Source organism: Bradyrhizobium ganzhouense, from assembly GCF_049949285.1.
Taxonomy (GTDB): Bacteria; Pseudomonadota; Alphaproteobacteria; order Rhizobiales; family Xanthobacteraceae; genus Bradyrhizobium; species Bradyrhizobium ganzhouense.
This window is the reverse complement of the sequence record NZ_CP181318.1, coordinates 7,740,965-7,763,907: the sequence shown is the minus strand read 5'-3', so window position 1 is coordinate 7,763,907 and position 22,943 is coordinate 7,740,965. Positions and strand designations below refer to the sequence as shown.

The window sequence follows — 22,943 nt, the reverse complement described above, 5'->3', positions numbered from 1 at the left end:
GACAACGGCTGCGCGTCGTTCTTGACCTGCGTCAATGCCCCGGCGGCAAGCGTTGCTAGTGTGCACTCTTTGTAGAAGTCTCGCCAAGGCGCTGGATGCACGACCGTTGCATGCTCCTCAGGCGGGCGAGGGTACCCTGCGAGATGGAAGCAATGGACGAGCGAGCAATGTGGGAAGGGATTTCGACTGCCCCGTACGAGCGAGCGCTCGAGCTCGCTGTGATCGAAGGCAATCGCGTGCATCCGCTGATCTTCGCCTGCCGTCGCACTCCGAGCGGCTGGGTCAATGATACGACCCGTGAGCGGGTTGTCGTCCATCCGACGCACTGGCGTCCATGGCCTTCGAAAGACTAGTTTGCTCCAGCTCCCCTCTTGCCGAAGAGACGGCCAGTCGTGCTATGAGGCGATCACCGTCCCAGTCTCGCAAAGGCGCGTTCGTTTCTGCATCGGGCTACTGAATGACAGCACAAGGCCGATTTTGGCTTCGCTACGGGGCGGCGGCCGCTGCCGTCGCTGCCATATTTTGCGTGCGCCTTGCCTTGCATCATTATTTCGAGGATCGGACCTTCACCGTGATCTATGTTCCGGTCGTGGTCTTTGCGGCATTTGCTGGCGGCCGCGGGCCTGCAATCTTCGCCACTCTGTTGTGTCTTGCGAGCGCCAGCTACTTCCTGGGACCGAGCCTTTACAGCAACCCGGCGAACCTGATCGATGTCTCGTTCTTCGCAGTCATGGGGCTCATCCTCGGCGTGATGGGCGACCGGCTGTTGCGGGAGACGGAAGACGCCCGATATCGGCAGGCGCAGCTCCAGTCGATCCTGGATACCGTCCCGGAAGCCATGGTTCTGATCGATGAGCGGGGCATCATGCGATCCTTCAGCGTCACAGCCGAGCACCTCTTCGGCTGGTCGGCCGCGGAGGCGATCGGAAAGAATGTCTCGATCCTCATGCCCGCGCCGTACCGGCAGGAGCACGATAGCTATCTCGATCGCTACCGCTCTACGGGCGAGCGTCGCATCATCGGGATCGGGCGGATCGTGGTCGGCGAGCGCAAGGATGGCTCGACGTTTCCGATGGAGCTCGCAGTGGGCGAGGCCAAGGCCGGCGCCGAGCGATACTTTACCGGCTTTGTCCGCGACCTGACCGAACGGAGAACCCAGGAGCGCCGGATGCAGGAATTGCAGTCCGAGCTGGTGCACGTGTCGCGGCTGACCGCCATGGGCGAGATGGCGTCCTCGCTCGCGCACGAACTCAATCAGCCATTGTCCGCGATCACAAGTTATCTGCGCGGTGCCGCGACCTTGCTGAAGGCAGGTGAGGTCGACAAGGAGCGCGTGCGCGAGGCCATGGACCGCAGCGCCGACCAGGCGTTGCGCGCCGGCGACATCATCAAGCGCCTGCGGGAGTTCGTCGCCAAAGGCGAGACCGAGCACACCATCGAGAACCCGGCGACGCTGCTCGAGGAGGCGGCGGCCCTGGCCCTGGTCGGCGCCAGGGAACAGGGGGTGCGCGTTTCGCTGCGCTGTGACCACAATCTTCCCGATATCGTCGTCGACAAGGTGCAGATTCAGCAAGTCGCGCTCAACCTCATCAGGAACGGCATCGAGGCGATGGAAACGAGTAGCCGGCGCGAGCTGACCATCGGTGTCATCCGCCAAAACAGGTTCGCATTCTTCTCCGTCACTGATACCGGCGTGGGCATCGCGCCGGAGATCGACGAGAAGCTGTTTCAACCCTTCGTCACCAGCAAGGCAAACGGCATGGGTGTCGGTCTTTCAATCTGCCGAACCATCATCGAAGCACATGGCGGCCGCGTCGCGGCGCGCCCCAATGACGGCGGCGGCACAATTTTTGAGTTTACGCTGCCCTTCGCCGAAACGGAGGCGGGCGATGAACGATAAGACGGTCATTCACGTCATCGACGATGACGCTGCGATGCGGGATTCGCTGGCGTTCCTGCTCGACGTCAATGGATACAAGTCGCAGGTCTACGAGACGGCCGACGCTTTTCTGGCTGGCGCCTGCGCCGGGACGTTGAGCTGCGTCGTCTCCGATATTCGCATGCCGGGCATAAGCGGCATCGAGCTGGTGAGGAAGCTGAAACGCCAAGGAACATCCAGCGCGGTCATCCTGATCACGGGTCACGGCGACGTCGCGCTCGCCGTGGAGGCGATGAAGGCGGGTGCCGCGGATTTCATCGAAAAGCCGTTCGACGATGCCGCGCTGCTGGGGGCAATCCGCTCTGCGCTGGAGGCGCGGCCCGCGGCAGGAAGCGAGAGCTCGGCGAAGAAGGAGGCTGAAGCGCGGCTTGCCGATCTGTCACCGCGCGAGCGGGATGTCCTGCAGGGGCTTGTGGCAGGCAAAATCAATAAGGTCATTGCGCATGACCTCAGCATCAGTCCGCGCACCGTTGAGGTCTATCGTGCCAACCTCATGGCGAAGACGGGGGCGCGCAGCATGTCCGAACTGATGCGTCTCGCGCTCGCTGCGGGTCTGTGAGGGCTGGGCAACCAGGCATCTCGAAATAGCTTCACAGAGATGCCGCTGAGTGCGCCCTGATCCGGGACCTTGCGACCGACAAGGCCAAGCGATCTGTTTGATCGGCTAGCGAGCCATCTGACGGGTCTTGCGGAACACGTTGAGATGGCGATGCTCGAACGGAACAACGGAACGGAAAAGTAGGGCCGTCTCAGTTGGCGGCCTCCGCCAGTGACACAGCGACATCATTCCGCTTTTCCATCAGCTGCAGCACGCGCTGCAATCTCCTCGGACCCTCATGATGTGGTGCAACATGATCTCGTCGATGGCCGTACCCATCATGTCACGTCGTGCGGCAGGATGCCGCTTGACTGGGAACAAAGCCTTCAATGCATCGGCTTTCGAGACGATCCCGCCTAGTGGCTCTGCACAGTGATTTTGACAGGTTGGGTCCGGCGGTCAGATTAGCTCCGGCAGGAGTTTCGGATCAATGAGGACCTCGATGCTGCGAGGCGTCCTTGGCTGCCGTCTGATGAGGCCGACGCGTTCCAGCGTCAGCACCATCTGGTGAACCGAAGGCGGGCTGACGCGGAAATATTCCTGCATGTCGGTCTCGGCCGGGGGCCTGCGATGCAGCCGGGTATAGAGGTGGATAAAAGCCAGATACTGCCCCTGCGTGGGCGTGAAGGGTTTTGACGAAGGACTCAAGCCGGCCATCCGATTCAGTTGTTCGTGCGTGCCTCGAACGAGGTCGGCACGCCATGAATGTACGCTATCGGGTCGAACTCAGCCAAATCGAGCGCACCGAACTGAGGGCGCTGCTCAGCGGCGGCAAGCAGGCGTCCCGCAAGCTCAAGCGAGCGCAGATTTTGCTGGCCGCCGATGCCGGGACCAGCGACGAGGAGGTCGCAAGGAGCGTTGGCGTAAGCGGCTCGACCGGATATCGGACCAAGCGACGCTTCGTGGAAGGCAATCTGGAGCGGGCGCTGAGCGAAGAGCCGTGCCCCGGAGCGAAGCGCAAACTCACCGGCAAGGAAGAAGCCTTGCTGGTGGCGACCGCCTGTGCCAGTCCCCCAAAGGGCCGTGCGCGCTGGACGCTCAAGCTGCTGGCAGGCGCGAAGGTCAAACTCACCGACAGTGACGGATCCAGGACAGGGGATGTGGGAAAGTTCACGACCCGATCGTGAACTGACGGAACCGTTGAGACTGACGCTGCGATTTGAACGCGTCATGATCCGATCGCGTCGCCAGGCCGGCTGATGAGAATTCTCGGACCCCGATTGTTGAGAGAGTTGTGCTGCGGACGTAAAAGGTGATTTTCGCCCCTGCAGAGCTTCTTCATGAGCCGCTGCGCCGCGCGCGAATCTCGTCGGCGCTTGATCACGACGTCGAGAACGAGGCCATTCTGGTCGACAGCGCGCCAGAACCAATGTTGTTCGCCGGAATCGAGATAAGGACTTCGTCGAGATGTCTTTTGTGGCTGCGAACGGAGCTAGCGAATCCAATCGGAGTGGATAACGCAAGTACGTTAGATGCCCGACAATATCGGACGAGTGAAATAGCAGTATTAGGGCTAGCATATTGACAGAGAACGATTTCTCCTTTGGCACGGTACGTGCTTAGCCTCCTCTATAAAGGCGCATTAACTGAGGAGAAGTCGTCCGATTCCTACGGAGAAAACGCCGCCGGGGCATGAGCTCACGACAACCCGACGATGTGCCAAGTGCCAGCGGTGGAGGCCGGGCGCTCCGAAACCCCGGCCATCTCCGTACCCAGCCTCCTCCTCAACCCTAGCCGGGAGCAAAATAGATGAGGCAACCCATCACACTCGGGAGCATCGATATGTGCGGCAATACGCACTGTCACTTTGATCGTCGCGCCGCACGTGGAGGCGCATCAGCTCGGATGGACGGCGGCCGGCACGTCCGAATGGGGACCTGGCGATTTTGATAGGTTGTGTCGCCGAGCGTCACATGTGAGAGTTCACACTGACGGGGTCGGCCACAACATCAAGCCATTGCTTCCGCAGAACGTGTCCGGACGACATGCGCACTAGCGTCTCAAATCCTTGTTAAAGGGAGTATCACATGACTAACGCCAAAGCGCTCCTTCAGGAGCGGTCCCGGCCCATGCCAGCGGACCTTCCACTTCCGGCAGTGGCACCTCCGACTATTAAGTGGCCCAAGGGCTCTCTCCCGAATGACAGCGCTTATGCCGGCTATCTCACCTGAGTCTATCGGATTATGCCTACTTGGCGCCGCCCCTCAGACGAGGGGCGGACGAGTTATAAAACAATGCTCAAGGCCTGCCTGAGGATACGCGACCTTGAACTCTTTGATCCTGTGGCCAATGGCTCTTCAATATCAATTGGCGACAGCTATATTCACCCTTTCCATCATCAGAGTCTCGAGAGCTTTCTCCTCAAGACGTCTGAACAATGGTTCGTCGTCACGCGAGAGCGCCTGCGATCGGAAGCTCACTTGAGCGCCCCGATTGCTGTCGCCGCTAACGTCTCTGCCGATCACTTTCGCCAGTGCTATCAGGAGAGCCTGAATTGGCCTCTCGACTTCATTATCGTCGAGGCGGCCCGCAGCGGCGGCCGGCTCCGTGTGCGAGCTGGCCAATTGGGGAGCCTGCCGATCTATTTCACCGTTGAGGAACGCATTCGCTCGGTGACGCTTTCCTGGGACTTTGCTGATTTCTTGCGTGAATCGCGCGCGCTTGACACCGAAGTGATCGCGCATCATCTGGCGATGAGAACGTTCTACTCTGCACGGCAAGCCTGCCTCGGCGTTAACCTACTAACAGTTGGCGCGAGTTTATACGTCGACACGTCGGACACACTGTTTGATTGCGGCCCAAGACGATCACTACCTGATGCGCACGCTGGGTTAACGACCACCGATGCGATTCGTGAGTTTCATCAATTGCTGCATGAGGTTGTCGTTTCTCGACCAACCAACTGTGGTGCAAGTGCGGTGGAATTGAGCGGAGGAATGGATTCCGCTTCCGTCGCGATCGCTGTCGGCGAGGGCGTCGGATCGTTAACATGTGGGGGCATACTACTGGGTGATGAGAGTAGCCCCAACCAGACTGATAGACGAAATAGTATTGTGGCCGCACTGAATTGCCGCGACTACGCGATCGAAATGAACGCCTACATGCCGGCGATTGATCTGAATCTCGACTTAATCCACCACCTGCCACTTGTTTCGGAATATTACCTTGAGGCGTTCGACGCACTTTGGGGTAGGTTTCGTGACGCGGGTTGCGAGATAATCTGGTCCGGTATAGGAGGAGATGAGCTCTTCTTTCGCTACTCTGGCGAGGATGGTGAAGCAAGGTCTCCGTCGTCACGTTGCTTCGATATCGCCGTTGGACATGCGGAAGCCTTGCTAACGAGACGCGGCCTTGATGCCGCGCGTTCGTCTTTCCTATTTAGCGCGCCTCCTGGCGTCATCGCGTCAACGACTCTTATAGGGAAACTGTGTCATGCTCGACCTCTCGCGATGCGAGGACTTTGGCCAGTGACCCCGCTAGGCGATCCGCGATTGATCAACTTTTCAGCGACCCTACCGCTCGAACTTCGAGCAAACAAGCAGATGCTCCGTCTTTGCATGCGTGTCCGTAACGGCCTTGAGATGTTTCCGCGAGACTATAAGAAGGAGAGTTTCGAGCTTGTATTGCCAAGGGCGATTTCCGCGCGGGCGGACTCACTTGCATGCCAGCTAAAGTCTTGCGCATTGGCGGACTTAGGCTTGGTTTCGCCAGATTCGGTTATGACGCTTCTGAACAAGGTAATAGCAACGCGCGAATTTTCTGCGACGAGTGCCTTGGTGCGTTTTCTGTGGGCGGAGCGTTTCGCCCGGCAACTTGGTTGATGGTGTCCGTCCGACGCAGCGGCTGAATTCTGAGGCTTAATCGTCCAAAAGAATATCAAAGAATATCAATGACATGGAGCGTGGAGTCATACTCCTCGTAGGTGCCAAGCATGGTTTGGCCAAGTGCCAAATTGTGCACGGGATCGATGACCGAGGGCGATTCGTAAGTTGGTGAAATGGACCCAGCAAACAGTACTTCTTCGTCCCGCTCGTCACGTCGGAACGTTCGGTCCGCGCACCATTTGACAAGTTGCGTGCGGCGGGCCGCAAGCCGCTGTTCGGCTAGACCGCCTGCAGGCGTTCGATCACTTCATGAGCGAATGGCGACTGCATCGTCTTGTACACCTCGACGAACTTGCGTCAGTGCGCCAGACAAAAAGCCAGCTGGATCGCGCCGCCATGATTGCGCGCCAGCGCCTTGTAGGCGGCATAGCCGTCGACCTGCAGAATGCCGGAAAAGCCGTCAATTGCACGGCAATCTTGTCGGTGCCGCGGCCGTCGGCGAACACATAGGCGACCGCCGGCGGCGACGGGCCGCCCCGTGGGCGATCATCGATCGCATGCGCCCAGAACTGGCAGATGCGGGTGCGATGTCGCCCAGGATCAAGCACCGGGCATCGGCGTCTCGTCGCTGAACAGCCGCGGCGAGGCCTGGATCGTCTTGAGTTGCAACTGATAGAGGCTCTCGAGCCACCATGCGGCACGCTTCACCCAGCCGGCGAGCGTCGCGCGGTCGAGATGAATGCCCTGGCCGGCCAGCATCTGCACCTGCCGATACAGCGGCAGATACCAGGCGAACTTCGACACCACCACGTGGGTCACCAGCGCCGTCGAGGCCATGCCGCCCTCGATCAGCCGCGGCAGCACCTTCGCCTGTACCACGCCGTCGGTGCAGCCGCGGCAGGCATATTTGGGACGGATCGTGCGCAGCACCCGCAGAGCGCCGGGATCACGTCCAGCACCTCGCTCACGTCTTCGCCGATCTTGTGCAGACCGCCGTCGCAGCACGGGCACGCCGTCGCGTCCGGCTCGAGCACCTGCTCGTAGCGCGGCAAGTGCTTGGGCAGCGCGCCGATGTTGCGCCTCGCCTTCTTGCGCGGCTTGCCGAGCGGCTTCGTCGCAGGGGCATCGTCGTTCGCAGACAGAGGCGGCGTGGCGCCGGTCGCGAGATCGTCCAGCTCGAGCGCGAGTTGCTCGGCGACGATTGCCGCAAGCCGCTCCGAACGCTTGCCGAAGATCATCTCCTTGAGCGTCTGCATCGCCACGCGCCGCATCTCATTCTCGGCGTCGAGCGCGAGCACCATCTCGGTCAGAGCCGCTGCGTCAGTCGGGAGAGCTTCGGGACGAATCGCCATGACAAAACGATACATGCGTTCGCCATCGGCTCCAGCGAAATCCTCGCCTCTCAGCCGACAACGGCCGGCCGCGGCACAGGGCTTGGGTGAAACACGCGTTCATGCTGAACCGTCTCCTTGAGACATTCGTACAAGACAGCCTCTTCGCGGTCGCGGGTTTGATTGCGCGATCATCCAGCGATGGCGCGACCGCTCCTTGAACTGGATCAAGTGATAGCGACAGTTGATTGAGATCAACGCGCCGACCGTTCCCCCGGGCTAAGGATCTCTTAGCGAAACCGGGAGGCGGGACATGCCCCAAATATTGGAAGTGGTCCACGCCGTAGTCGGCTTTGCCGCGATCGCCTAAGAATGGACCTTGCGTTCGAAGGCCTATGTCTTACGGCCTTTATCGCCGCCAATCGGCTGGCGACCGCGCCCTTTCTCTTTTGCTCGCCTTATGGCGTCTTCGGGCTGTCCACTTATGGACGGCTGGATGGTTCGGTCGGAGCCATCCGAGAAGTGAAGACAAGCCGCGTCGCGCCTTCAGCGTCTCGGCCGATCGGGTCCGTCATGCAACACAGTGAACGAGTTGGACCCGGAGCCGGCTGCAGTCGACAGGCGAGGTGGAGCCATGGTTTAACCCGCGAGCTTTCCGGGCAGTTCCCGACGCTTGATGTTGGGTTATCAGTTGCAAATGAAGGCTGGGGTCTTGGTCCCGTTGTGAGTTTCGTTGCTGTCATCCTGATCATCGGCTTTGCCGTTGTTGCAGTGGGATGGGCGATCGGGCGCGATGTCTGATTGATCTTGCTCAAGGACTTCGCTCCGGTTCTGAGCGACATGTCGGCAAATAGGAGAACATAATGCCCTTATTTGAGGTGCGCTTCATCAAGACCGTCTGCGACGACACTGGGCACGAGCATCGTGCTTGCCAGGCGGCGTTCACCATCGACGCTCCGTCCCTGACGGAAGCGGTGCGACGATCGGAAGCGGACTTCTGCAGGCAGAGGCACGTCCACGACTGGACGATCTTCGCGGATGCCGTCGAATTCCGGGCGCCGGCCGCGCTGGAGCGGGCCCGGGCTTCCTAGCAAGGTCGATGTGTCTTGAACCCCGTCGTGCGCCGCTATGCGGGCCACAATGTGCCGCGCTATACGTCTTATCCGACTGCCGCCGATTTCTCGCCTGAGGTTGGCGCGAAAGACCACGAGACTTGGCTCGCCGGCCTCAACGCGCCTCAGGCCGTCTCGGTCTATCTTCACGTGCCTTATTGCCGAAAGATATGCCTGTACTGCGGCTGCAACACCAAGATGGCGGTCCGTGACGATGTGATCGATGGCTATCGCCGCGCGCTTGAAGCCGAGATCGATCTTGTTGCGAGCCTGGTCGGGGCGAGGCCCAAAATTGCCCGTCTGCACTGGGGCGGCGGCACGCCCGGCATTCTCGGACCTCACGGCTTGCGATCCGTCGTCGCCGTACTCCGCCGTCAATTCCCGTTCGCGAACGGCCTCGAGCACGCGATCGAACTGGATCCACGTCACGTGACTGTCGCCTCCGTGGACGCTCTGGCGGAACTCGGCGTCGGCCGTGCAAGTCTGGGCGTGCAGGACGTCAATCCTTTAGTCCAGGCCGCGATCGGCCGCCTTCAGCCACGCGTTGTCATCGAGGCGGCCGTCGAGCGATTGCGGTCGGCCGGAATCAGAAATCTGAACGTCGATCTGATGTATGGGCTGCCGCTGCAGACCGCCGACTCGGTTCGAAAGACCTGCGCCTCGGTTGCGGCGATGGGGCCGGACCGCATCGCCTGTTTCGGCTATGCGCACCTGCCGCGGTTCAAGGCCAACCAGCGGCGGATCGACGAAGCCGGGCTGCCGTCGCAGGATCAGCGCATCGAGCAGGCCGAGGTCATGTCCGAGGAGCTGATTTCCGCCGGCTATGTGAGAATCGGCATGGATCATTTTGCCAGGCCTGGCGATGCGCTCGCAAGAGCTGCGGCAGGCGGGAAGCTGCATCGCAATTTCCAAGGTTATACCGAGGATGCCAGCGGCGTCCTTCTTGGGCTCGGCGCCTCTTCGATATCGACTTTCGCGGACGGCTTCGTGCAGAACGTCGCGGATGTTCCAAGATATGTCGGCGCCATCGCTGCCGGCTCACTCGCCTCTGCCAGGGGGTGCCGATGCGATGAAAACGACCGACAGCGCGCGCGAATCATCGAGCGGCTGATGTGCGATTTCGCCGTCGATCTCGATGACGTCGCGCCAAATGCCGATCTTCGCGATGAACTGGCGAGGCTGACACCGATGCAATCGGAGGGGCTGGTCGAGATCGAGGGCGCGAAATTGACAATAACGGACGCCGGCCGGCTCGTCGTTCGCGTCATCGCCGCAACTTTCGATACCTATAGATGCTCTCGGGCCGCACAGTTCAGCAAGGCAATTTGATCTGCATCAACGACAAAGCCCCTTGGTGGATTTAAGACGTCACCGGAAAAAAAAGGGCACAAATCGTCAAATGTTGATTGAAGCGGCCGGCAACGCGTGCAGCACACTGTTCGGCAATCTCCGTGACTGCTTGAAGGGCGTCATGGATCGCAGGAACGAGTTGCAGCGGCTGGACCAGCGGGAGATCGAGGTTATCGCGCGCGAGCTGAATCTTTCCAGGACGGAGCTCGCTGCGCTGATCTTCAAGCCTTCGGGGTCGCTTCAGTCCCTGAGCAGACGCCTCTCCCATGCGGGCCTTGCCGAGGACGACCTGGAAGCATCTCGCGGTGACGTGCTCCGCGATCTGCGACGCGTGTGCTGCCAATGCTCGTCCAAGGCGCGCTGCGCCCGGGACTTGAATCACGAGCGGCAAGCGAGCCCAGCAAAATACTGCCCAAATGAGCAGACGCTGCGGGCGTTGGCGGACGATGTGCAGCGGTGCGCCCCACCGGTTCTGCCGGCCCCCGCCACCCGCAATTGATGTCGATCAACCCGGGCGCCGCGCGTGCCTCCCTGATCCACTCATCGAGGATGTCGCACCATGACGAACGTCTCCGCTGGCGCAAAATCGATGACGATCGGAGAAACGGTGTTGTGGCCGCTGTTTGCGGTGCTCGCATTCCTGTGCCTGATCGGTGCGGGATTCGCGCATGACGCCCCGTTCGCCTTTCACGCCTCGCTTGGATGCGCCGCCAGCATCGCGGCTGCGTTTGCGATCCTCAACCGCTACTATGATCGCCCGGCCAAACTGCCCCCGCAGGAGATCAACGGGCGTCCCAACTACAACATGGGTCCGATCAAGTTCGCATCGGTGGCGGCGATGTTCTGGGGCATTGCCGGCTTTGCCGTCGGGCTGATCATCGCCTCGCAACTGGCATGGCCCGCGCTTAATCTCGATTTGCCCTGGACCACCTTCGGCCGCCTGCGTCCGCTGCACACGTCGGCCGTGATCTTCGCCTTCGGCGGCAACGTCCTGATCGCGACCTCGTTCTACGTCGTGCAGAAGACCTGCCGCACGCGGCTTGCCGGCGATCTTGCGCCCTGGTTCGTCGTGCTCGGCTACAACTTCTTTATCCTGATCGCCGGCACCGGCTATCTGCTCGGCGTCACGCAATCCAAGGAATATGCGGAGCCCGAGTGGTACGCCGATCTGTGGCTGACAATCGTTTGGGTGACTTATCTGCTGGTGTTCCTGATGACGCTGGTCAAGCGCAAGGAACCGCACATCTTCGTCGCCAACTGGTTCTACCTGGCGTTCATCGTCACGATTGCCGTGCTCCATCTCGGCAATAATCCGGCGCTGCCGGTATCTGTCTTCGGCTCGAAGTCGTATGTCGCCTGGGGCGGCGTGCAGGATGCGATGTTCCAATGGTGGTACGGCCATAACGCGGTCGGCTTCTTTCTCACCGCCGGCTTCCTTGCGATCATGTACTATTTCATCCCGAAGCGCGCCGAGCGGCCGATCTATTCCTATCGGCTTTCCATCATCCATTTCTGGGCGCTGATCTTCCTCTACATCTGGGCCGGCCCGCACCATCTGCACTATACCGCGCTGCCTGACTGGGCGCAGACGCTGGGCATGACCTTTTCGATCATGCTGTGGATGCCCTCCTGGGGCGGCATGATTAACGGGCTCATGACCTTGTCCGGCGCCTGGGACAAGCTGCGCACCGATCCGGTGCTGCGCATGCTCGTCGTCTCCGTCGCCTTTTACGGCATGTCGACGTTCGAAGGCCCGATGATGGCGATCAAGGTCGTCAACTCGCTCAGCCACTACACCGACTGGACCATCGGCCACGTGCATTCCGGCGCGCTCGGCTGGGTTGGCTTCGTCTCCTTCGGCGCGCTCTACTGCCTGGTGCCGTGGGCGTGGAATCGCAACGGACTCTACAGCCTGAAGCTGGTCAACTGGCACTTCTGGATCGCCACCATCGGCATCGTGCTCTACATTTCCGCCATGTGGGTGTCCGGAATCCTGCAGGGTCTGATGTGGCGCGCCTACACCTCGCTCGGCTTCCTCGAATATTCCTTTATCGAGACCGTCGAGGCCATGCATCCCTTCTACATCATCCGTGCAGCCGGGGGCGCGTTGTTCCTGATCGGCGCGCTGATCATGGCCTTCAATCTCTGGATGACTGTCAGGGCCGGCGAAGCCGAGGGGGCACGAGCCGCCGGACGGCTCCAGCCTGCCGAATAGGTCATCCCATGTCCTTCTGGAATCGACACAAGATCTTCGAGAAGAACGCGACCATCCTGATCGGTGGAATCCTCGTGGTCATCGCCATCGGCGGTCTCGTCGAAATCACGCCGCTGTTCTATCTCAAGAGCACGATCGAGGTGGTCGACGGCGTTCGTCCCTACACGCCGCTCGAGCTTGCCGGGCGCAACATCTATGTCCGTGAGGGTTGCTATCTCTGTCATTCGCAGATGATCCGCCCATTGCGCGACGAAGTGGAGCGCTACGGCCACTACTCGCTGGCCGCCGAGAGCATGTACGATCACCCCTTCCAGTGGGGATCGAAGCGGACCGGGCCCGATCTCGCCCGCGTCGGCGCCAAATATTCCGATGATTGGCATGTCCGGCACCTGATCAATCCGCGGGCGATCGTGCCGCAATCGGTGATGCCGGGGTATCCATCGCTGGCTGCGACCGAACTCGAGCTTGAGGACGTCGCCGCGCATCTGCGGACCAGCCGCGCGATCGGCGTACCCTATACCGACGACCAGATCGCCAATGCCAAAGCCGACGTCAAGGCTCAGCTCGATCCCGATGGTGCGGATGCCGAAGCGTTCCAGAGGCGCTATCCAAATGCGGTTGTCCGCAACTTCGACGGCAAGGCTGGCGAACCCACCGAACTCGATGCGCTGGTCGCTTACCTGCAGATGCTGGGGACGCTGGTCGACTTCAAGCTCTATGACGAAAAAGCCAATCTGCGGTGAAGGTGATTTGTGATGAAGGCGATTGTCTCCGTTGACAACCTGGTGTTGCAGTTCGTGCTCAATTTCTGGACGCCGATCTTCGTCGGCATCTTCCTTGCCATCGTCTTTCACGCGCTGCGTCCCCGCAACAAGGTGCCGTTCGATGCCGCGGCGAAAATGCCGCTGCGGGAGGATTGACAGATGAGCGCGCACAACGACATCGACCGCGTGTCCGGCCGGTCGACCACGGGCCACGAATGGGACGGCATCAAGGAGCTGAACACGCCGCTTCCCCGCTGGTGGGTGCTGACCTTCTACGCCACCATCATCTGGGCCTTCGGCTATTGGCTGATCTATCCGGCGTGGCCACTGGTGAGCGGCTATACGACCGGTGTCCTGCACACCACCAATCGCGCCGCCGTTACCGCGAATCTCGCCCAACTCGAAGCTTTGCGCGGCGAAAAGATGAAGGCGCTTGGCACCGCGTCTCTTGCCGACATCGAGAAGGACCCGGCCCTCCTGGCCTTGGCGCGGGCGCGGGGCAAGGCGGTGTTCGGCGACAATTGTGCGCCCTGTCACGGTAGCGGCGCCGCCGGCGCGAAGGGCTATCCAAATCTGAACGACGACGACTGGCTCTGGGGCGGCACGCTCGTCCAGATCATGCAGACCATCCAGTTCGGCGCGCGATCCGGGAACGCGAAGGCGCATGAAGGCCAGATGCTCGCCTTCGGGCGCGATGGCATCCTGAAGAAGGACGAGATCGTCACGGTTGCCAATTACGTGCGCTCTCTCTCGGGACTTTCGACCGCGGCCGGCTATGACCCGGCCGCCGGCAAGACGATCTTTGCCGAGAACTGCGTGAGCTGTCACGGCGAGGAGGGCAAGGGCAATCAGGAGTTCGGCGCGCCGAACCTGACCGACCAGATCTGGCTCTATGGCTCGGACGAGTCCACCCTTGTGGAGACGATCACCAAGGGCCGCGCCGGCGTCATGCCCGCCTGGAGCGGACGGCTGGACCTGGTCACGACCAGGGCGCTCGCAGTCTACGTCCACTCGCTGGGCGGCGGCAAATAGCAATGCCGGGCGAGGTTTGAGCGGTTCACCCAGGTGAAGCGGTAATGGAGCCTTATCGGGGGATTTTGATGGGCCTTCCGATGACCAAGAACGTCACGCCGAAGGTGCTGATGGGCGGCGATGATGATCTGCCGCTCTATGCACCACAGAAGAAAATCTATCCCCAGCGGGTTTCCGGCACCTTCCGGCGACTCAAATGGGGGCTGATGGCGCTCTGCCTCGGCGTCTATTACCTGCTACCGTTGGTGCGCTGGGATCGCGGCCTCGGCGCGCCGGACCAGGCCGTGCTGATCGATTTTCCAAACCAGCGCTTCTATTTCTTCTTCATCGAGCTGTGGCCGCAGGAGATCTACTACCTCACCGGGCTGTTGATCCTCGCTGCCTTCACCTTGTTTCTGATGAATGCGCTCGGCGGCCGCATCTGGTGCGGCTACCTCTGTCCGCAGACGGTGTGGACCGACCTGTTCTACGCGGTGGAGCGCTGGACCGAGGGCGACCGCCGCGAGCGAATCAAAACCGATGCCGGTCCGCTGACTGCCAAGCGCCTGGCGCGGCGCGCGTTGAAGCAGGCGATCTGGCTGATCATCGCCTGGTGGACCGGCGGCGCATGGGTCCTCTATTTCTCGGATGCACCGACGCTGGTGAGGGATCTCGCCACCTTCCAGGCGCCGGCGATCGCCTACATCTGGATCGGCATTCTGACGGCGTCCACCTATCTCCTGGCCGGCCACGCACGGGAGCAGGTCTGTCTCTACATGTGCCCATGGCCGCGCATCCAGGCCGCGCTCACCGATGAGTGGGCGCTCAACGTCACCTACAAATACGACCGCGGCGAGCCGCGTTGTTCGATGAAGAAGGGAAGAGACCTGCGCGCGCTGGGCGAGAAGATCGGTGAGTGCATCGATTGCAAGCAGTGCGTCGCGGTCTGCCCGACCGGCATCGATGTCCGCAACGGCGCGCAGCTCGGCTGCATCCAGTGCGGCCTCTGCATCGATGCCTGCGATAACGTGATGAAGAGGATCGGCCGGCCGATGCGGCTGATCGGCTACGACAACGACATCAATGTTCAGCGCCGGACATCCGGCAAGACGGAAGTCTTCAAGCCGATCCGTGCCCGGACGGTGGTCTATGCGTCGTTGATCTCCCTGGTTTGCGCGGTGATGCTGCATACGCTGCTGACGCGCTCGCTGCTGGACGTCAACGTGCTGCACGACCGTAACCCCGTGGCGGTCAAGCTCAGCGATGGCGCGATCCGCAACGGCTATACGCTGCGCTTCCTCAACAAGCGCGGCTTTGATCGCGTGATTGCCGTCGATGTCGACGGGCCCGCCAATGCGCAAATCCATATCGTCGGCGTCGACTCCGTCACGCCCGAGCGGCCGATGATCGTCCTCGCGCGTGATGCCACCACCGAGTTGCGCGTGCTGGTGACTGCACCTTTCGACGAGAAAGTGGAGAAGACCCAGCCGGTCAAATTCCGCATCACCGACATCGGGCTCGGCGAGGTTGCCTCCGCCACCGATCATTTTGTGACGCCCTGAGATTAGAGGAAACCGGACATGACAACGTCTTCATCCGCCATACGGCCAATCACCGGGCGCTTCGTCCTGATCGCCGTGGTTTCTTTCTTTGCCGTCGTGATCGGCGTCAACACGGTGATGATGCGGCTTGCCATCGCCACGCTGCCGGGGACCGACGTCGACAGCGCCTATAGCGCGAGCCTGGCTTATCAGAAGGAAATCCAGGCTGCGCATCAGCAGAACGGGCGCGATTGGAAAGTCGATGCGCATATCGAGCGCCAGGCCGACGGGACGGCGCGGCTGAATCTGGATGCAACGGCGCAGGACGGCGCGCCGCTTGCCGGATTGTCGGTCTTCGGCCGGCTCGAGCGTCCCACTGATCGCAGAGCGGACCAGTTGCTCGAGATGATCGAGGGCGGTGGCGGCAGCTACCGCGGCATCGCGCACGGCGTTGCAGCGGGACAGTGGGAGCTGGTGATCGAGGCCGACCGGGACGGAAAGCGCCTGTTCCTGTCGCGCAATCGTGTGGTCCTGAACTGACGGAGCGCTGCAATGCAGTCGACGATCGATTTTTCGCACTTCCTGAAGAAGTCCGGCTCGAATCTGCGCCTCGATCTCGCAGTCGACGGCATCCGTTGCGCCGCCTGCATGGCCAAGATCGAGCGCAACTTATCGCAGATCCCGGATGTCACCTTGGCGCGAGTCAATCTGACCGATCGGCGCCTGGCGCTGGAGTGGAAGGCGGGCGCGGTGGATCCCGCGCTATTCGTCGTTCGTCTTGCCGAGCTCGGTTACAGGGCCTATCCGTTCGAGCGCGCCGACGCCGAGACACGGGAGGCCGAGCGCGCAAGTGCGTTGCTGCGGCGCCTGGGTGTTGCCGCTTTCGCGGCGATGAACGTGATGATGCTGTCGGTGCCGGTCTGGTCCGGAAATCTCAGTGACATGCTGGGCGAGCAGCGCGACTTCTTCCTCTGGCTCTCGGCGCTGATCGTGTTGCCGGCCGCGGCCTATTCGGCCCAGCCGTTCTTTTCCTCGGCCTGGGCGGCGCTCCGCGCCCGCAATGTCAACATGGACGTGCCGATCTCGGTCGGCATCGTCCTGGCGCTGGCGATGTCGTTGTTCGAAACGGCCATGCATGCCGAGCACGCCTATTTCGACGCGGCGATCATGCTGATCGCGTTCCTGCTGGCAGGTCGCTATCTCGACCAGAACATGCGACGGCGCACCCGCGCCTTTGCCGGCAATCTTGCCGCGCTGAAGGCGGAGACCGCGACCAAGTTCGTCAGCGATGAGGAGATCCGCACGGTCCCCGTCGCCGCGATCCGCCCCGGCGACATCGTGCTGCTCCGTCCTGGCGAGCGTTCGGCCGTCGACGGCAACGTCATCAGCGGCCGCTCCCAGATCGACCAAAGCCTGATCACCGGCGAGACAGTGCCGACGACGGTAATAGCGGGAAGCGCGGTCTATGCGGGAACGCTGGTGCGGTCGGGCGCGTTGCGTGTCCGCGTCTCGGCGGCCTCCGAAGCAACGCTTCTGTCTGAAATATCGCGGCTGCTGGAGAATGCCCTGCAATCGCGTTCGCGCTATCTGCGCCTTGCCGAACGTGCCTCGAGGCTCTATGCCCCGCTCGTCCACGCCACTGCACTGCTGACGATGATCGGCTGGCTCATCGCAGGCGCCACGCTCCACGATTCGATCGTGACGGCGATTGCGGTCCTCATTATCACCTGTCCCTGCGCGCTCGGCCTCGCCATTCCGGCCGTGCAGACGGTCGCTTCCGGCGCCTTGTTCGGCTCGGGCGTATTGCTCAATGCGGGTGACGCGATCGAGCGGATCGCCGAGGTCGATCGCGTGATCTTCGACAAGACCGGCACATTGACCTTGCCCGAGCTCGACGTTGCGAATGCTGCGGCGATCCCTCCAAATGTCTTCGGTCTTGCGGGCCGCCTGGCGCTGTCGAGCCGCCACCCCGTCGCTGCCGCCGTGGCACGTGCGGCCGGCGCCCAAACGCCGCTGCCAGGCATCGAAGAGGAGCCGGGGCAGGGTGTATTTGGCGTGGTCGATGGTGTTGACATCAAGCTCGGGCGTCCGTCCTGGTGCGGCGCGGACAAGGCGGCCGACCAAATCCTCCAGAGCGATCCCGAGGCATCCGTCGTTGCGTTCCGGCATGGTGAGACCTGCCATGTCTTCGCGGTCAGGCAGCGGATCCGTCCCGACGCGGCGAAGATCGTTTCTGCACTGCATCGGCTGGGTCTGATCGTCGAGATGCTTTCCGGCGACCGGGAGCCGGCCGTGAGGGCGGCTGCCGAGGCGCTCGGCATTCAGCGATGGCGCGCCGAGGTGACGCCGGTCGACAAGATTGCGCGCATCGACGATCTCAAGCGCCTCGGCCACAAGGTGCTGATGGTCGGGGACGGCCTGAATGATGCGCCGGCGCTGGCAGCCGCCCATGCCTCGATGTCGCCGGTCACCGCGACGCATCTGAGTCAGTCGGTCGCCGATGCCGTGTTTCTCGGTGAGCGGCTTGCACCCGTGGAAGCCGCAATCGGGGTTTCGCGCCAGGCGCTGCGGCTGATGCGGCAGAACCTCTGGCTGGCGGTGATCTACAACGCGCTCGCCGTGCCTGTGGCCATGGCAGGCCTGGTGACGCCGCTGATCGCCGCGGCAGCGATGTCCGGCTCATCGCTGCTCGTCATGTTCAACGCCTTGCGCGCGCGCCGGCAGAGGGAAACTGCCTGATGGAAGTCCTGCTCTATCTGGTGCCGCTTGCGATCGCGCTTGGCGGGCTCGGCCTTGCGGCCTTTCTCTGGTCGCTCAGGAACGGCCAGTATGACGATCTCGATGGCGCCGCCTGGCGGGCGATCGCCGACGATGAGCCGTCTGAGACATCCTCCACCTCGGCGCACCCGGCGAGCGCCAAGCATCAGCAACGCGATCACGACCCGGGCGAAGGCCATCAGCACCGTCCATCAGGACGCCTGCGCGGCGAACCGAGCGGGGTTCGACAAATGGGAGGATCGCCACCGCTCAGCGATTACCGCCCACCTATCAACAGCAGCTGATCGGCGGCGCTACCGGCCGCCTTTAGCGCCAGTGCGTGGCAGTGACATCGACCTGCCTCAGCGTTTCGGCATCGAGCCAACCGTCGCGGTGACGCAGCCATGAGCCGCCGCACACGGTGGTACCGCGGTCAATGATGGCAAGCTCAATCTCTCGATCGAGGGGCGCATTGGCGATTTCGCGCCATTCATTGCGCAGCAGGCGCGACAAATATGCTCTGAGTCGGATCATGGCTGCGTTTTCCGCCATCCTGATGAATGGCGGGCGATGGTAGCGCAGACATGCGTGAGGCCGCCTTGAGCTGCGTCAAGGGTCGCTCGATCCGCCACGCAACCGAAAAATTGCAGGTGCCTCCGGATTTATACTTAGGGGAATAACACGAGTTTCGAAACCCGGGGAAGCGGGCAGACTGCCGTCACCGACGATCGAAACCGGAGTTTCTGCCATGCTCACCGCCGCAACCGCCGGGTCCTCAATCCACGCGCGTCCGGCCGCTGCGGTTCGGTCAAACTCCCTGCCCGAAGGCCCGCTGGGTTTGATCGGCGCTTCGACGCACTTTTCGCGCAACGCTGAAATTTACGGCGAAGACGATCCGGCGGAATACCTCTACCAGGTCATCTCCGGCGCGGTGCGAACCTGTCGCACGCTGGATGACGGCCGTCGCCAGATCGGCAGCTTCTATCTGCCCGGCGATATCTTTGACGTCGAAGCCACCGAGGTGCATCTTGCCTCGGCGGAAGCGATCAGGGAGGCGCATGTCGTGGTCGCCAAACGCAGCGCCGTGATGGCCCGGGCCGAGTACGAAAAGGATTTTGCCAGACAGCTCTGGACGCTTGCGGTCCGCGAGCTGCAGCGTATGCACGAGCACTCGATGGTGCTGATGAAAAGCGCGGAAGAACGGGTGGCCGGGTTTCTGCTGGAAATGGCGGGCCGCAATGCCGCCGCTCAGTCGATCGAACTGCCGATGACGCGTCAGGACATCGCCGACTATCTCGGCTTGACGATCGAGACGGTGTCGCGGACGCTCAGTCAGCTGGTGCAGTCCGGAACCATCGCCCTGGAAACCTCCCGCCGCATCGTCGTCCGCAACCGCGTGGAGCTGGGCCGGATCAATGCCTGACAATCGAATCTCCTTTCGCGCTTTTGTCACCAGCTCTTTCGCCTTTGAAGGGCCTGTCCCCAATCCGATCTCATTCCCCGAACCAGGCGGGTTGGTTTGTAATTTTGCAGGTTTATAAAATTTGGATTGATTTCAAAGGATATTGTCAAACTGGCTTCGAATCGAAGTTCTGCAGTTTAGGAGCAAATCAAGATCTAAGTGAGCTGGCGCGATTTGCGCGACTCGCGGTATGCCGTTGTCGTCAATCTCCTCACTGCGCAAAAGGAATAAGATGGTTGCAGCTGCCCGTGAATTGCCAGCTTCAGGATATGCGCTCGAAGTAGATGGCCGACTCAAGGCCGAATTTGCGACCAGGGACGGAGCCAAAACGGGTGCCGAAGAGCTGAAGAAGCGTTTTCCCATGCTTCGAGTCAGAATCTATGACGCGCAGACAAAGATTCGAGAAGAGGTCTAGGTCCAGGCGCCTGGTCGTTCCATCCGCATTGGATTCGTCGTGCGTCTCCCTGCGGGGCCGGGCTGTCGGCTGCGCTGAAACCCCGGCTTGGCCGGGTTTTCACCCATTCGGGCTTCCATCCCTGACGCGAAGGCCGGCGCTCATCTGAGGATCTCGCAGCGGCACCTTGCTCCTGTAACAGACACAACGCGCCTGCAATAAACATTGAGAGTGAGAGGGCTGGCCGGGTTCGGCCGCGACGGGTTGGAGCTGCGAGAGAGGCTTGCAGCGCCCGTCGCGAAAGACCCGCGATGTCCAGACATCCTCGCAAGCGCACCGGCCAGGACCGGGCCACCCTTTATGACGAAATCACCGACAAGATCATCGCCGAGCTTGAGGCCGGCCGCGTGCCCTGGGTTCAGCCCTGGGGGACGGAGGCAGCAAAGGCGCCGCTGTCGATGCCGAGGAACGCCGCGTCTGCCCGGCCCTACAGCGGCATCAACGTTCTCATCCTCTGGGGGGCGGTGATCGAGCGCGGTTTTGCGGGCCAAAGCTGGCTGACCTTCCGCCAGGCGCTTGCGCTCGGTGGTAACGTCCGCAAGGGCGAGCGCGGCATAACCGTGGTTTATGCCGACCGCTTCGTGCCGGCCGACGAACGTCGCCGTGCGCGTGAGACAGGCGAAGAGGCGCAGGCCGTTCCATTCCTGAAGCGGTTCACCGTCTTCAACACCGATCAATGCGACGGATTGTCCGCCGACATCGCAACCACCGCACCGATGCCACTGCCGGGCATGATCGAGCCGCAGGTCGAGGCGCTGATCAAGGCAACCGGCATCGACTTCCGCATCGGCGGCAATCGCGCCTTCTATATGCCGGCAGAAGATTACGTGCAGGTGCCGCCGCCGGCGGCTTATTTCGAACCGATCAATTGGCACCGGACCGCGCTGCATGAGCTTGGCCACGCCAGTGGTCATCCTTCGCGCCTCAACCGCGATCTCGGCGGTTCGTACGGCACAAAAAAATACGCGTTCGAGGAATTGATCGCCGAATTGTGCGCAGCGTTTTCCTGCGCTTCGCTCGGCATCGTGCCGACCGTGCGACACGCCGACTATATCGGTTCCTGGCTGGAAGTCCTGCGTGAAGACAACCGCGCGATCGTGCGCGCGGCCTCACAGGCGAGCAAAGCCGCGGATTACCTGCTTGGCTTCCTGCCAGCAGATAGTCCAACCGCTTCGGCCGATTGTGCCGAGGCAGATCAGGAGGCGGCGTGAGCGGAGTTGAGCTGCGAAACAGAGGAGGAGGGCGGCGCCGAGCGCCATGACGGGTCGGAGGTCGAGAGAGAGGCTTTCGGCCGCCCGTCGTGGAGAAGCAAAATGACAAAGGCAGTCCAAAAGATCACGCTGTCGCCCTCGCGTGACATTCCCTTCAACAAGCTGGTGCTGAGCCAGTCCAACGTTCGGCGCGTCAAGGCGGGCGTCTCGATCGAGCAGCTTGCCGCGAGCATCGCCCAGCGCACGCTGCTGCAAAGTCTCAATGTCCGCGCCATCGTGGATGCCGCGGGCTACCAAACAGGCATGTTCGAGGTGCCGGCCGGCGGCAGGCGTTACCGTGCTCTCGAGCTCCTGGTCCGGCAGAAGCGCATGTCGTTCTCGGTGAGCGGCGATCACGCGCGCCTGGAGCAGGTCTGGGACAATATCGGCCGGTCCGGCTCTGATGAGCCGCACCAGATCCGCCGCACGCTGACCGAGAATCTTTCAATTATCCACCCAGCGCGATATCGGTGAGGCGTGACAACCCGCACCACAGCCCGCCGCGCCCGCGCGCCCGCGTCGATCAGGCAGTCTTCGTCGTATGCGTACCTGGGGTCTGAGCAAAGAGCTGAACGCGTCTCAGAAAATTATCGCAGCTAGCGTGCCAAGCGCGCCGAACACCAGCCCGATCAGCGAACCGGCTGTCGGCACGTCTCGAAAGAGCAGAAGCGCCAGAATCGGTTCCACAACTAGAATTGCTCCCACCGATATTGCGACAATGATCCAGATATTCTTGAGATACATGTAGCCGAGTGCGTATCCGCAGACGAGCAGGATACCGCCCACAGATATCAACAGGAACATCGGCAGGAGCGTTGTGAAATGCCCGCCAGCTTTCCCAAATTGCTTTGAGGCAATCAACTCGGCGACTATCGAAAGGGCTTCTCCAAAGAAAATCGCCCCCACCGCCACAATTTTCAGTATTGAGCTCATCGCCTGATGCAAAAGCAAGGTGAAAGGTACCTTCTAATATTGGAATTTATCTGGCGCTGCCTTTTACAACTGGAGTCATGATCATTGCGAAGCCATCGCATTGCTCTCGATGTACTCCAACCAGAATTGGAAGGTGCTCGAAGTTGCAATCTCCATCCAATGGTCGAGGCTTAAGAGCGCAATTTTGGGCGTTAGGCAGCGCATGATCCGGGCATCCGTGCTCGAGAGACTTCATGGCCATGCCGCGGCTCCCGACGCTTGCCGCGGGTGGTTTGATGCGCATTGACGAAGCTAATGCCGTTTTGGCCGGTCACCCTGAAGGCATTGACAACCAGACCGGCCTGCGTCGCCGGACCGGGGTTGCCACCCTCGGCGGTGGTACAGCGGTTCATGTCCAGTATG

The 22,943-nt window shown here is 61.6% G+C and carries 22 protein-coding genes and 5 pseudogenes; 20 read left to right on the top strand and 7 right to left on the bottom strand.

The window, feature by feature from the left end; all coding sequences use genetic code 11:
• The first annotated feature begins 457 nt into the window (after nt 1-457).
• Nucleotides 458-1,900: a PAS domain S-box protein gene (locus tag ACLFLU_RS36125; protein WP_426409425.1), complete on the top strand. Its 1,443-nt coding sequence runs from the start codon at nt 458-460 to the stop codon at nt 1,898-1,900.
• Nucleotides 1,890-2,498 carry a response regulator FixJ gene (fixJ, locus tag ACLFLU_RS36120; protein ID WP_270172969.1) on the top strand — a complete coding sequence of 203 codons (609 nt, stop codon included), beginning with the start codon at nt 1,890-1,892 and terminating at the stop codon, nt 2,496-2,498. The genes ACLFLU_RS36125 and fixJ overlap by 11 nt, the downstream gene beginning before the upstream one ends.
• A 438-nt stretch (nt 2,499-2,936) precedes the next feature.
• Here the strand turns inward: fixJ and ACLFLU_RS36115 are convergent, their stop codons facing one another.
• Nucleotides 2,937-3,185 (bottom strand): LexA family protein, encoded by a 249-nt coding sequence (locus ACLFLU_RS36115; RefSeq protein WP_426409424.1) that lies wholly within the window; start codon nt 3,183-3,185, stop codon nt 2,937-2,939.
• Nucleotides 3,186-3,238: 53 nt separating this feature from the next.
• Between ACLFLU_RS36115 and ACLFLU_RS36110 the strand changes: the two are divergent.
• Nucleotides 3,239-3,613 (top strand): annotated as a pseudogene (locus ACLFLU_RS36110) (helix-turn-helix domain-containing protein); the annotation flags it as partial.
• Here the strand turns inward: ACLFLU_RS36110 and ACLFLU_RS36105 are convergent.
• Nucleotides 3,614-3,962, bottom strand: a pseudogene (locus tag ACLFLU_RS36105) (DDE-type integrase/transposase/recombinase); the annotation flags it as partial.
• Between the two features lie 809 nt (nt 3,963-4,771).
• Here ACLFLU_RS36105 and ACLFLU_RS36100 point away from each other — a divergent pair.
• A complete protein-coding gene (locus ACLFLU_RS36100) occupies nt 4,772-6,358 on the top strand; it encodes a hypothetical protein (RefSeq protein ID WP_426409423.1) in 1,587 nt (528 codons plus the stop codon).
• 360 nt (nt 6,359-6,718) lie between these two features.
• Here the strand turns inward: ACLFLU_RS36100 and ACLFLU_RS36095 are convergent.
• Nucleotides 6,719-7,198, bottom strand: a pseudogene (locus ACLFLU_RS36095) (IS66 family transposase).
• 11 nt (nt 7,199-7,209) lie between these two features.
• Nucleotides 7,210-7,728, bottom strand: coding sequence for an IS66 family transposase zinc-finger binding domain-containing protein (locus ACLFLU_RS36090; RefSeq protein ID WP_426409422.1), 519 nt, complete (start codon nt 7,726-7,728; stop codon nt 7,210-7,212).
• A 336-nt stretch (nt 7,729-8,064) separates the two neighbouring features.
• Here ACLFLU_RS36090 and ACLFLU_RS36085 point away from each other — a divergent pair, with 336 nt between their 5' ends.
• The 12 genes and pseudogenes from ACLFLU_RS36085 to ccoS form a co-directional block, all read left to right on the top strand.
• Nucleotides 8,065-8,493 carry a hypothetical protein gene (locus tag ACLFLU_RS36085; protein WP_426409421.1) on the top strand — a complete coding sequence of 143 codons (429 nt, stop codon included), beginning with the start codon at nt 8,065-8,067 and terminating at the stop codon, nt 8,491-8,493.
• A gap of 62 nt (nt 8,494-8,555) precedes the next feature.
• Entirely contained in the window at nt 8,556-8,783 is a 228-nt protein-coding gene (locus tag ACLFLU_RS36080) for a hypothetical protein (RefSeq protein WP_426409420.1), read from the top strand.
• A gap of 15 nt (nt 8,784-8,798) precedes the next feature.
• Entirely contained in the window at nt 8,799-10,133 is a 1,335-nt protein-coding gene (gene hemN, locus ACLFLU_RS36075; RefSeq protein ID WP_426409419.1) for an oxygen-independent coproporphyrinogen III oxidase, read from the top strand.
• A 70-nt stretch (nt 10,134-10,203) separates the two neighbouring features.
• A complete protein-coding gene (locus ACLFLU_RS36070) occupies nt 10,204-10,653 on the top strand; it encodes a hypothetical protein (protein ID WP_426409418.1) in 450 nt (149 codons plus the stop codon).
• A 90-nt stretch (nt 10,654-10,743) separates the two neighbouring features.
• Nucleotides 10,744-12,369, top strand: a complete 1,626-nt coding sequence (gene ccoN, locus ACLFLU_RS36065; protein WP_426414146.1) for a cytochrome-c oxidase, cbb3-type subunit I — start codon at nt 10,744-10,746, stop codon at nt 12,367-12,369.
• 8 nt (nt 12,370-12,377) lie between these two features.
• Nucleotides 12,378-13,112 (top strand): cytochrome-c oxidase, cbb3-type subunit II, encoded by a 735-nt coding sequence (gene ccoO / locus ACLFLU_RS36060; RefSeq protein WP_426409417.1) that lies wholly within the window; start codon nt 12,378-12,380, stop codon nt 13,110-13,112.
• A 12-nt stretch (nt 13,113-13,124) separates the two neighbouring features.
• The gene (locus ACLFLU_RS36055; RefSeq protein WP_426409416.1) at nt 13,125-13,289 is read left to right on the top strand and encodes a cbb3-type cytochrome c oxidase subunit 3; all 165 of its coding nucleotides are present in this window, start codon (nt 13,125-13,127) and stop codon (nt 13,287-13,289) included.
• A 3-nt stretch (nt 13,290-13,292) separates the two neighbouring features.
• Nucleotides 13,293-14,165, top strand: a complete 873-nt coding sequence (gene ccoP / locus ACLFLU_RS36050; protein ID WP_426409415.1) for a cytochrome-c oxidase, cbb3-type subunit III — start codon at nt 13,293-13,295, stop codon at nt 14,163-14,165.
• 80 nt (nt 14,166-14,245) lie between these two features.
• Nucleotides 14,246-15,706 carry a cytochrome c oxidase accessory protein CcoG gene (gene ccoG / locus ACLFLU_RS36045; protein ID WP_426414145.1) on the top strand — a complete coding sequence of 487 codons (1,461 nt, stop codon included), beginning with the start codon at nt 14,246-14,248 and terminating at the stop codon, nt 15,704-15,706.
• A gap of 18 nt (nt 15,707-15,724) precedes the next feature.
• Complete coding sequence (locus ACLFLU_RS36040) at nt 15,725-16,225, top strand: FixH family protein (RefSeq protein WP_426409414.1); 501 nt, start codon at nt 15,725-15,727, stop codon at nt 16,223-16,225.
• 12 nt (nt 16,226-16,237) lie between these two features.
• Nucleotides 16,238-18,424, top strand: a complete 2,187-nt coding sequence (locus ACLFLU_RS36035) for a heavy metal translocating P-type ATPase (RefSeq protein WP_426409413.1) — start codon at nt 16,238-16,240, stop codon at nt 18,422-18,424.
• Nucleotides 18,424-18,570: pseudogene (ccoS, locus tag ACLFLU_RS36030) on the top strand (cbb3-type cytochrome oxidase assembly protein CcoS); the annotation flags it as partial. The gene ACLFLU_RS36035 and the pseudogene ccoS, both read left to right, overlap by 1 nt.
• 199 nt (nt 18,571-18,769) lie before the next feature.
• On the opposite strand, the gene ACLFLU_RS36025 reads toward ccoS, so the two are convergent.
• Nucleotides 18,770-18,955 (bottom strand): hypothetical protein, encoded by a 186-nt coding sequence (locus tag ACLFLU_RS36025; protein WP_426409412.1) that lies wholly within the window; start codon nt 18,953-18,955, stop codon nt 18,770-18,772.
• A 235-nt stretch (nt 18,956-19,190) separates the two neighbouring features.
• Between ACLFLU_RS36025 and ACLFLU_RS36020 the strand changes: the two genes are divergently transcribed.
• The 4 genes and pseudogenes from ACLFLU_RS36020 to ACLFLU_RS36005 all read left to right on the top strand — a co-directional run.
• Nucleotides 19,191-19,865, top strand: a complete 675-nt coding sequence (locus tag ACLFLU_RS36020) for a helix-turn-helix domain-containing protein (RefSeq protein ID WP_426409411.1) — start codon at nt 19,191-19,193, stop codon at nt 19,863-19,865.
• A gap of 271 nt (nt 19,866-20,136) precedes the next feature.
• On the top strand, nt 20,137-20,319 hold the full coding sequence (locus ACLFLU_RS36015; RefSeq protein WP_426409410.1) for a hypothetical protein: 183 nt from the start codon (nt 20,137-20,139) through the stop codon (nt 20,317-20,319).
• 290 nt (nt 20,320-20,609) lie between these two features.
• Nucleotides 20,610-21,569, top strand: coding sequence for an ArdC family protein (locus ACLFLU_RS36010; protein WP_426409409.1), 960 nt, complete (start codon nt 20,610-20,612; stop codon nt 21,567-21,569).
• A 102-nt stretch (nt 21,570-21,671) separates the two neighbouring features.
• Nucleotides 21,672-22,049, top strand: a pseudogene (locus tag ACLFLU_RS36005) (ParB/Srx family N-terminal domain-containing protein); the annotation flags it as partial.
• 138 nt (nt 22,050-22,187) lie between these two features.
• Here the strand turns inward: ACLFLU_RS36005 and ACLFLU_RS36000 are convergent.
• A complete protein-coding gene (locus tag ACLFLU_RS36000) occupies nt 22,188-22,541 on the bottom strand; it encodes a hypothetical protein (protein WP_426409408.1) in 354 nt (117 codons plus the stop codon).
• A gap of 191 nt (nt 22,542-22,732) precedes the next feature.
• Nucleotides 22,733-22,933, bottom strand: a complete 201-nt coding sequence (locus tag ACLFLU_RS35995) for a VirK family protein (protein WP_426414144.1) — start codon at nt 22,931-22,933, stop codon at nt 22,733-22,735.
• Between the last annotated feature and the right edge of the window lie 10 nt (nt 22,934-22,943).

What these genes read in the sequence shown, in the direction of transcription:
- ACLFLU_RS36085 (WP_426409421.1), top strand. Translation starts at nt 8,065, where the DNA reads ATGGACCTTGCGTTCGAAGGCCTATGTCTTACGGCCTTTATCGCCGCC.
- ACLFLU_RS36020 (WP_426409411.1), top strand. Translation starts at nt 19,191, where the DNA reads ATGCTCACCGCCGCAACCGCCGGGTCCTCAATCCACGCGCGTCCGGCC.
- ACLFLU_RS36055 (WP_426409416.1), top strand. Translation starts at nt 13,125, where the DNA reads ATGAAGGCGATTGTCTCCGTTGACAACCTGGTGTTGCAGTTCGTGCTC.
- ccoG (WP_426414145.1), top strand. Translation starts at nt 14,246, where the DNA reads ATGACCAAGAACGTCACGCCGAAGGTGCTGATGGGCGGCGATGATGAT.
- ACLFLU_RS36125 (WP_426409425.1), top strand. Translation starts at nt 458, where the DNA reads ATGACAGCACAAGGCCGATTTTGGCTTCGCTACGGGGCGGCGGCCGCT.
- ACLFLU_RS36070 (WP_426409418.1), top strand. Translation starts at nt 10,204, where the DNA reads ATGTTGATTGAAGCGGCCGGCAACGCGTGCAGCACACTGTTCGGCAAT.
- ACLFLU_RS36040 (WP_426409414.1), top strand. Translation starts at nt 15,725, where the DNA reads ATGACAACGTCTTCATCCGCCATACGGCCAATCACCGGGCGCTTCGTC.
- ccoO (WP_426409417.1), top strand. Translation starts at nt 12,378, where the DNA reads ATGTCCTTCTGGAATCGACACAAGATCTTCGAGAAGAACGCGACCATC.
- ACLFLU_RS36010 (WP_426409409.1), top strand. Translation starts at nt 20,610, where the DNA reads ATGTCCAGACATCCTCGCAAGCGCACCGGCCAGGACCGGGCCACCCTT.
- ACLFLU_RS36090 (WP_426409422.1), bottom strand. Translation starts at nt 7,728, where the DNA reads ATGTATCGTTTTGTCATGGCGATTCGTCCCGAAGCTCTCCCGACTGAC.
- ACLFLU_RS36100 (WP_426409423.1), top strand. Translation starts at nt 4,772, where the DNA reads ATGCTCAAGGCCTGCCTGAGGATACGCGACCTTGAACTCTTTGATCCT.
- ACLFLU_RS36000 (WP_426409408.1), bottom strand. Translation starts at nt 22,541, where the DNA reads ATGAGCTCAATACTGAAAATTGTGGCGGTGGGGGCGATTTTCTTTGGA.
- ccoP (WP_426409415.1), top strand. Translation starts at nt 13,293, where the DNA reads ATGAGCGCGCACAACGACATCGACCGCGTGTCCGGCCGGTCGACCACG.
- ACLFLU_RS36035 (WP_426409413.1), top strand. Translation starts at nt 16,238, where the DNA reads ATGCAGTCGACGATCGATTTTTCGCACTTCCTGAAGAAGTCCGGCTCG.
- fixJ (WP_270172969.1), top strand. Translation starts at nt 1,890, where the DNA reads ATGAACGATAAGACGGTCATTCACGTCATCGACGATGACGCTGCGATG.
- ACLFLU_RS35995 (WP_426414144.1), bottom strand. Translation starts at nt 22,933, where the DNA reads ATGAACCGCTGTACCACCGCCGAGGGTGGCAACCCCGGTCCGGCGACG.
- ccoN (WP_426414146.1), top strand. Translation starts at nt 10,744, where the DNA reads ATGACGATCGGAGAAACGGTGTTGTGGCCGCTGTTTGCGGTGCTCGCA.
- ACLFLU_RS36080 (WP_426409420.1), top strand. Translation starts at nt 8,556, where the DNA reads ATGCCCTTATTTGAGGTGCGCTTCATCAAGACCGTCTGCGACGACACT.
- ACLFLU_RS36015 (WP_426409410.1), top strand. Translation starts at nt 20,137, where the DNA reads ATGGTTGCAGCTGCCCGTGAATTGCCAGCTTCAGGATATGCGCTCGAA.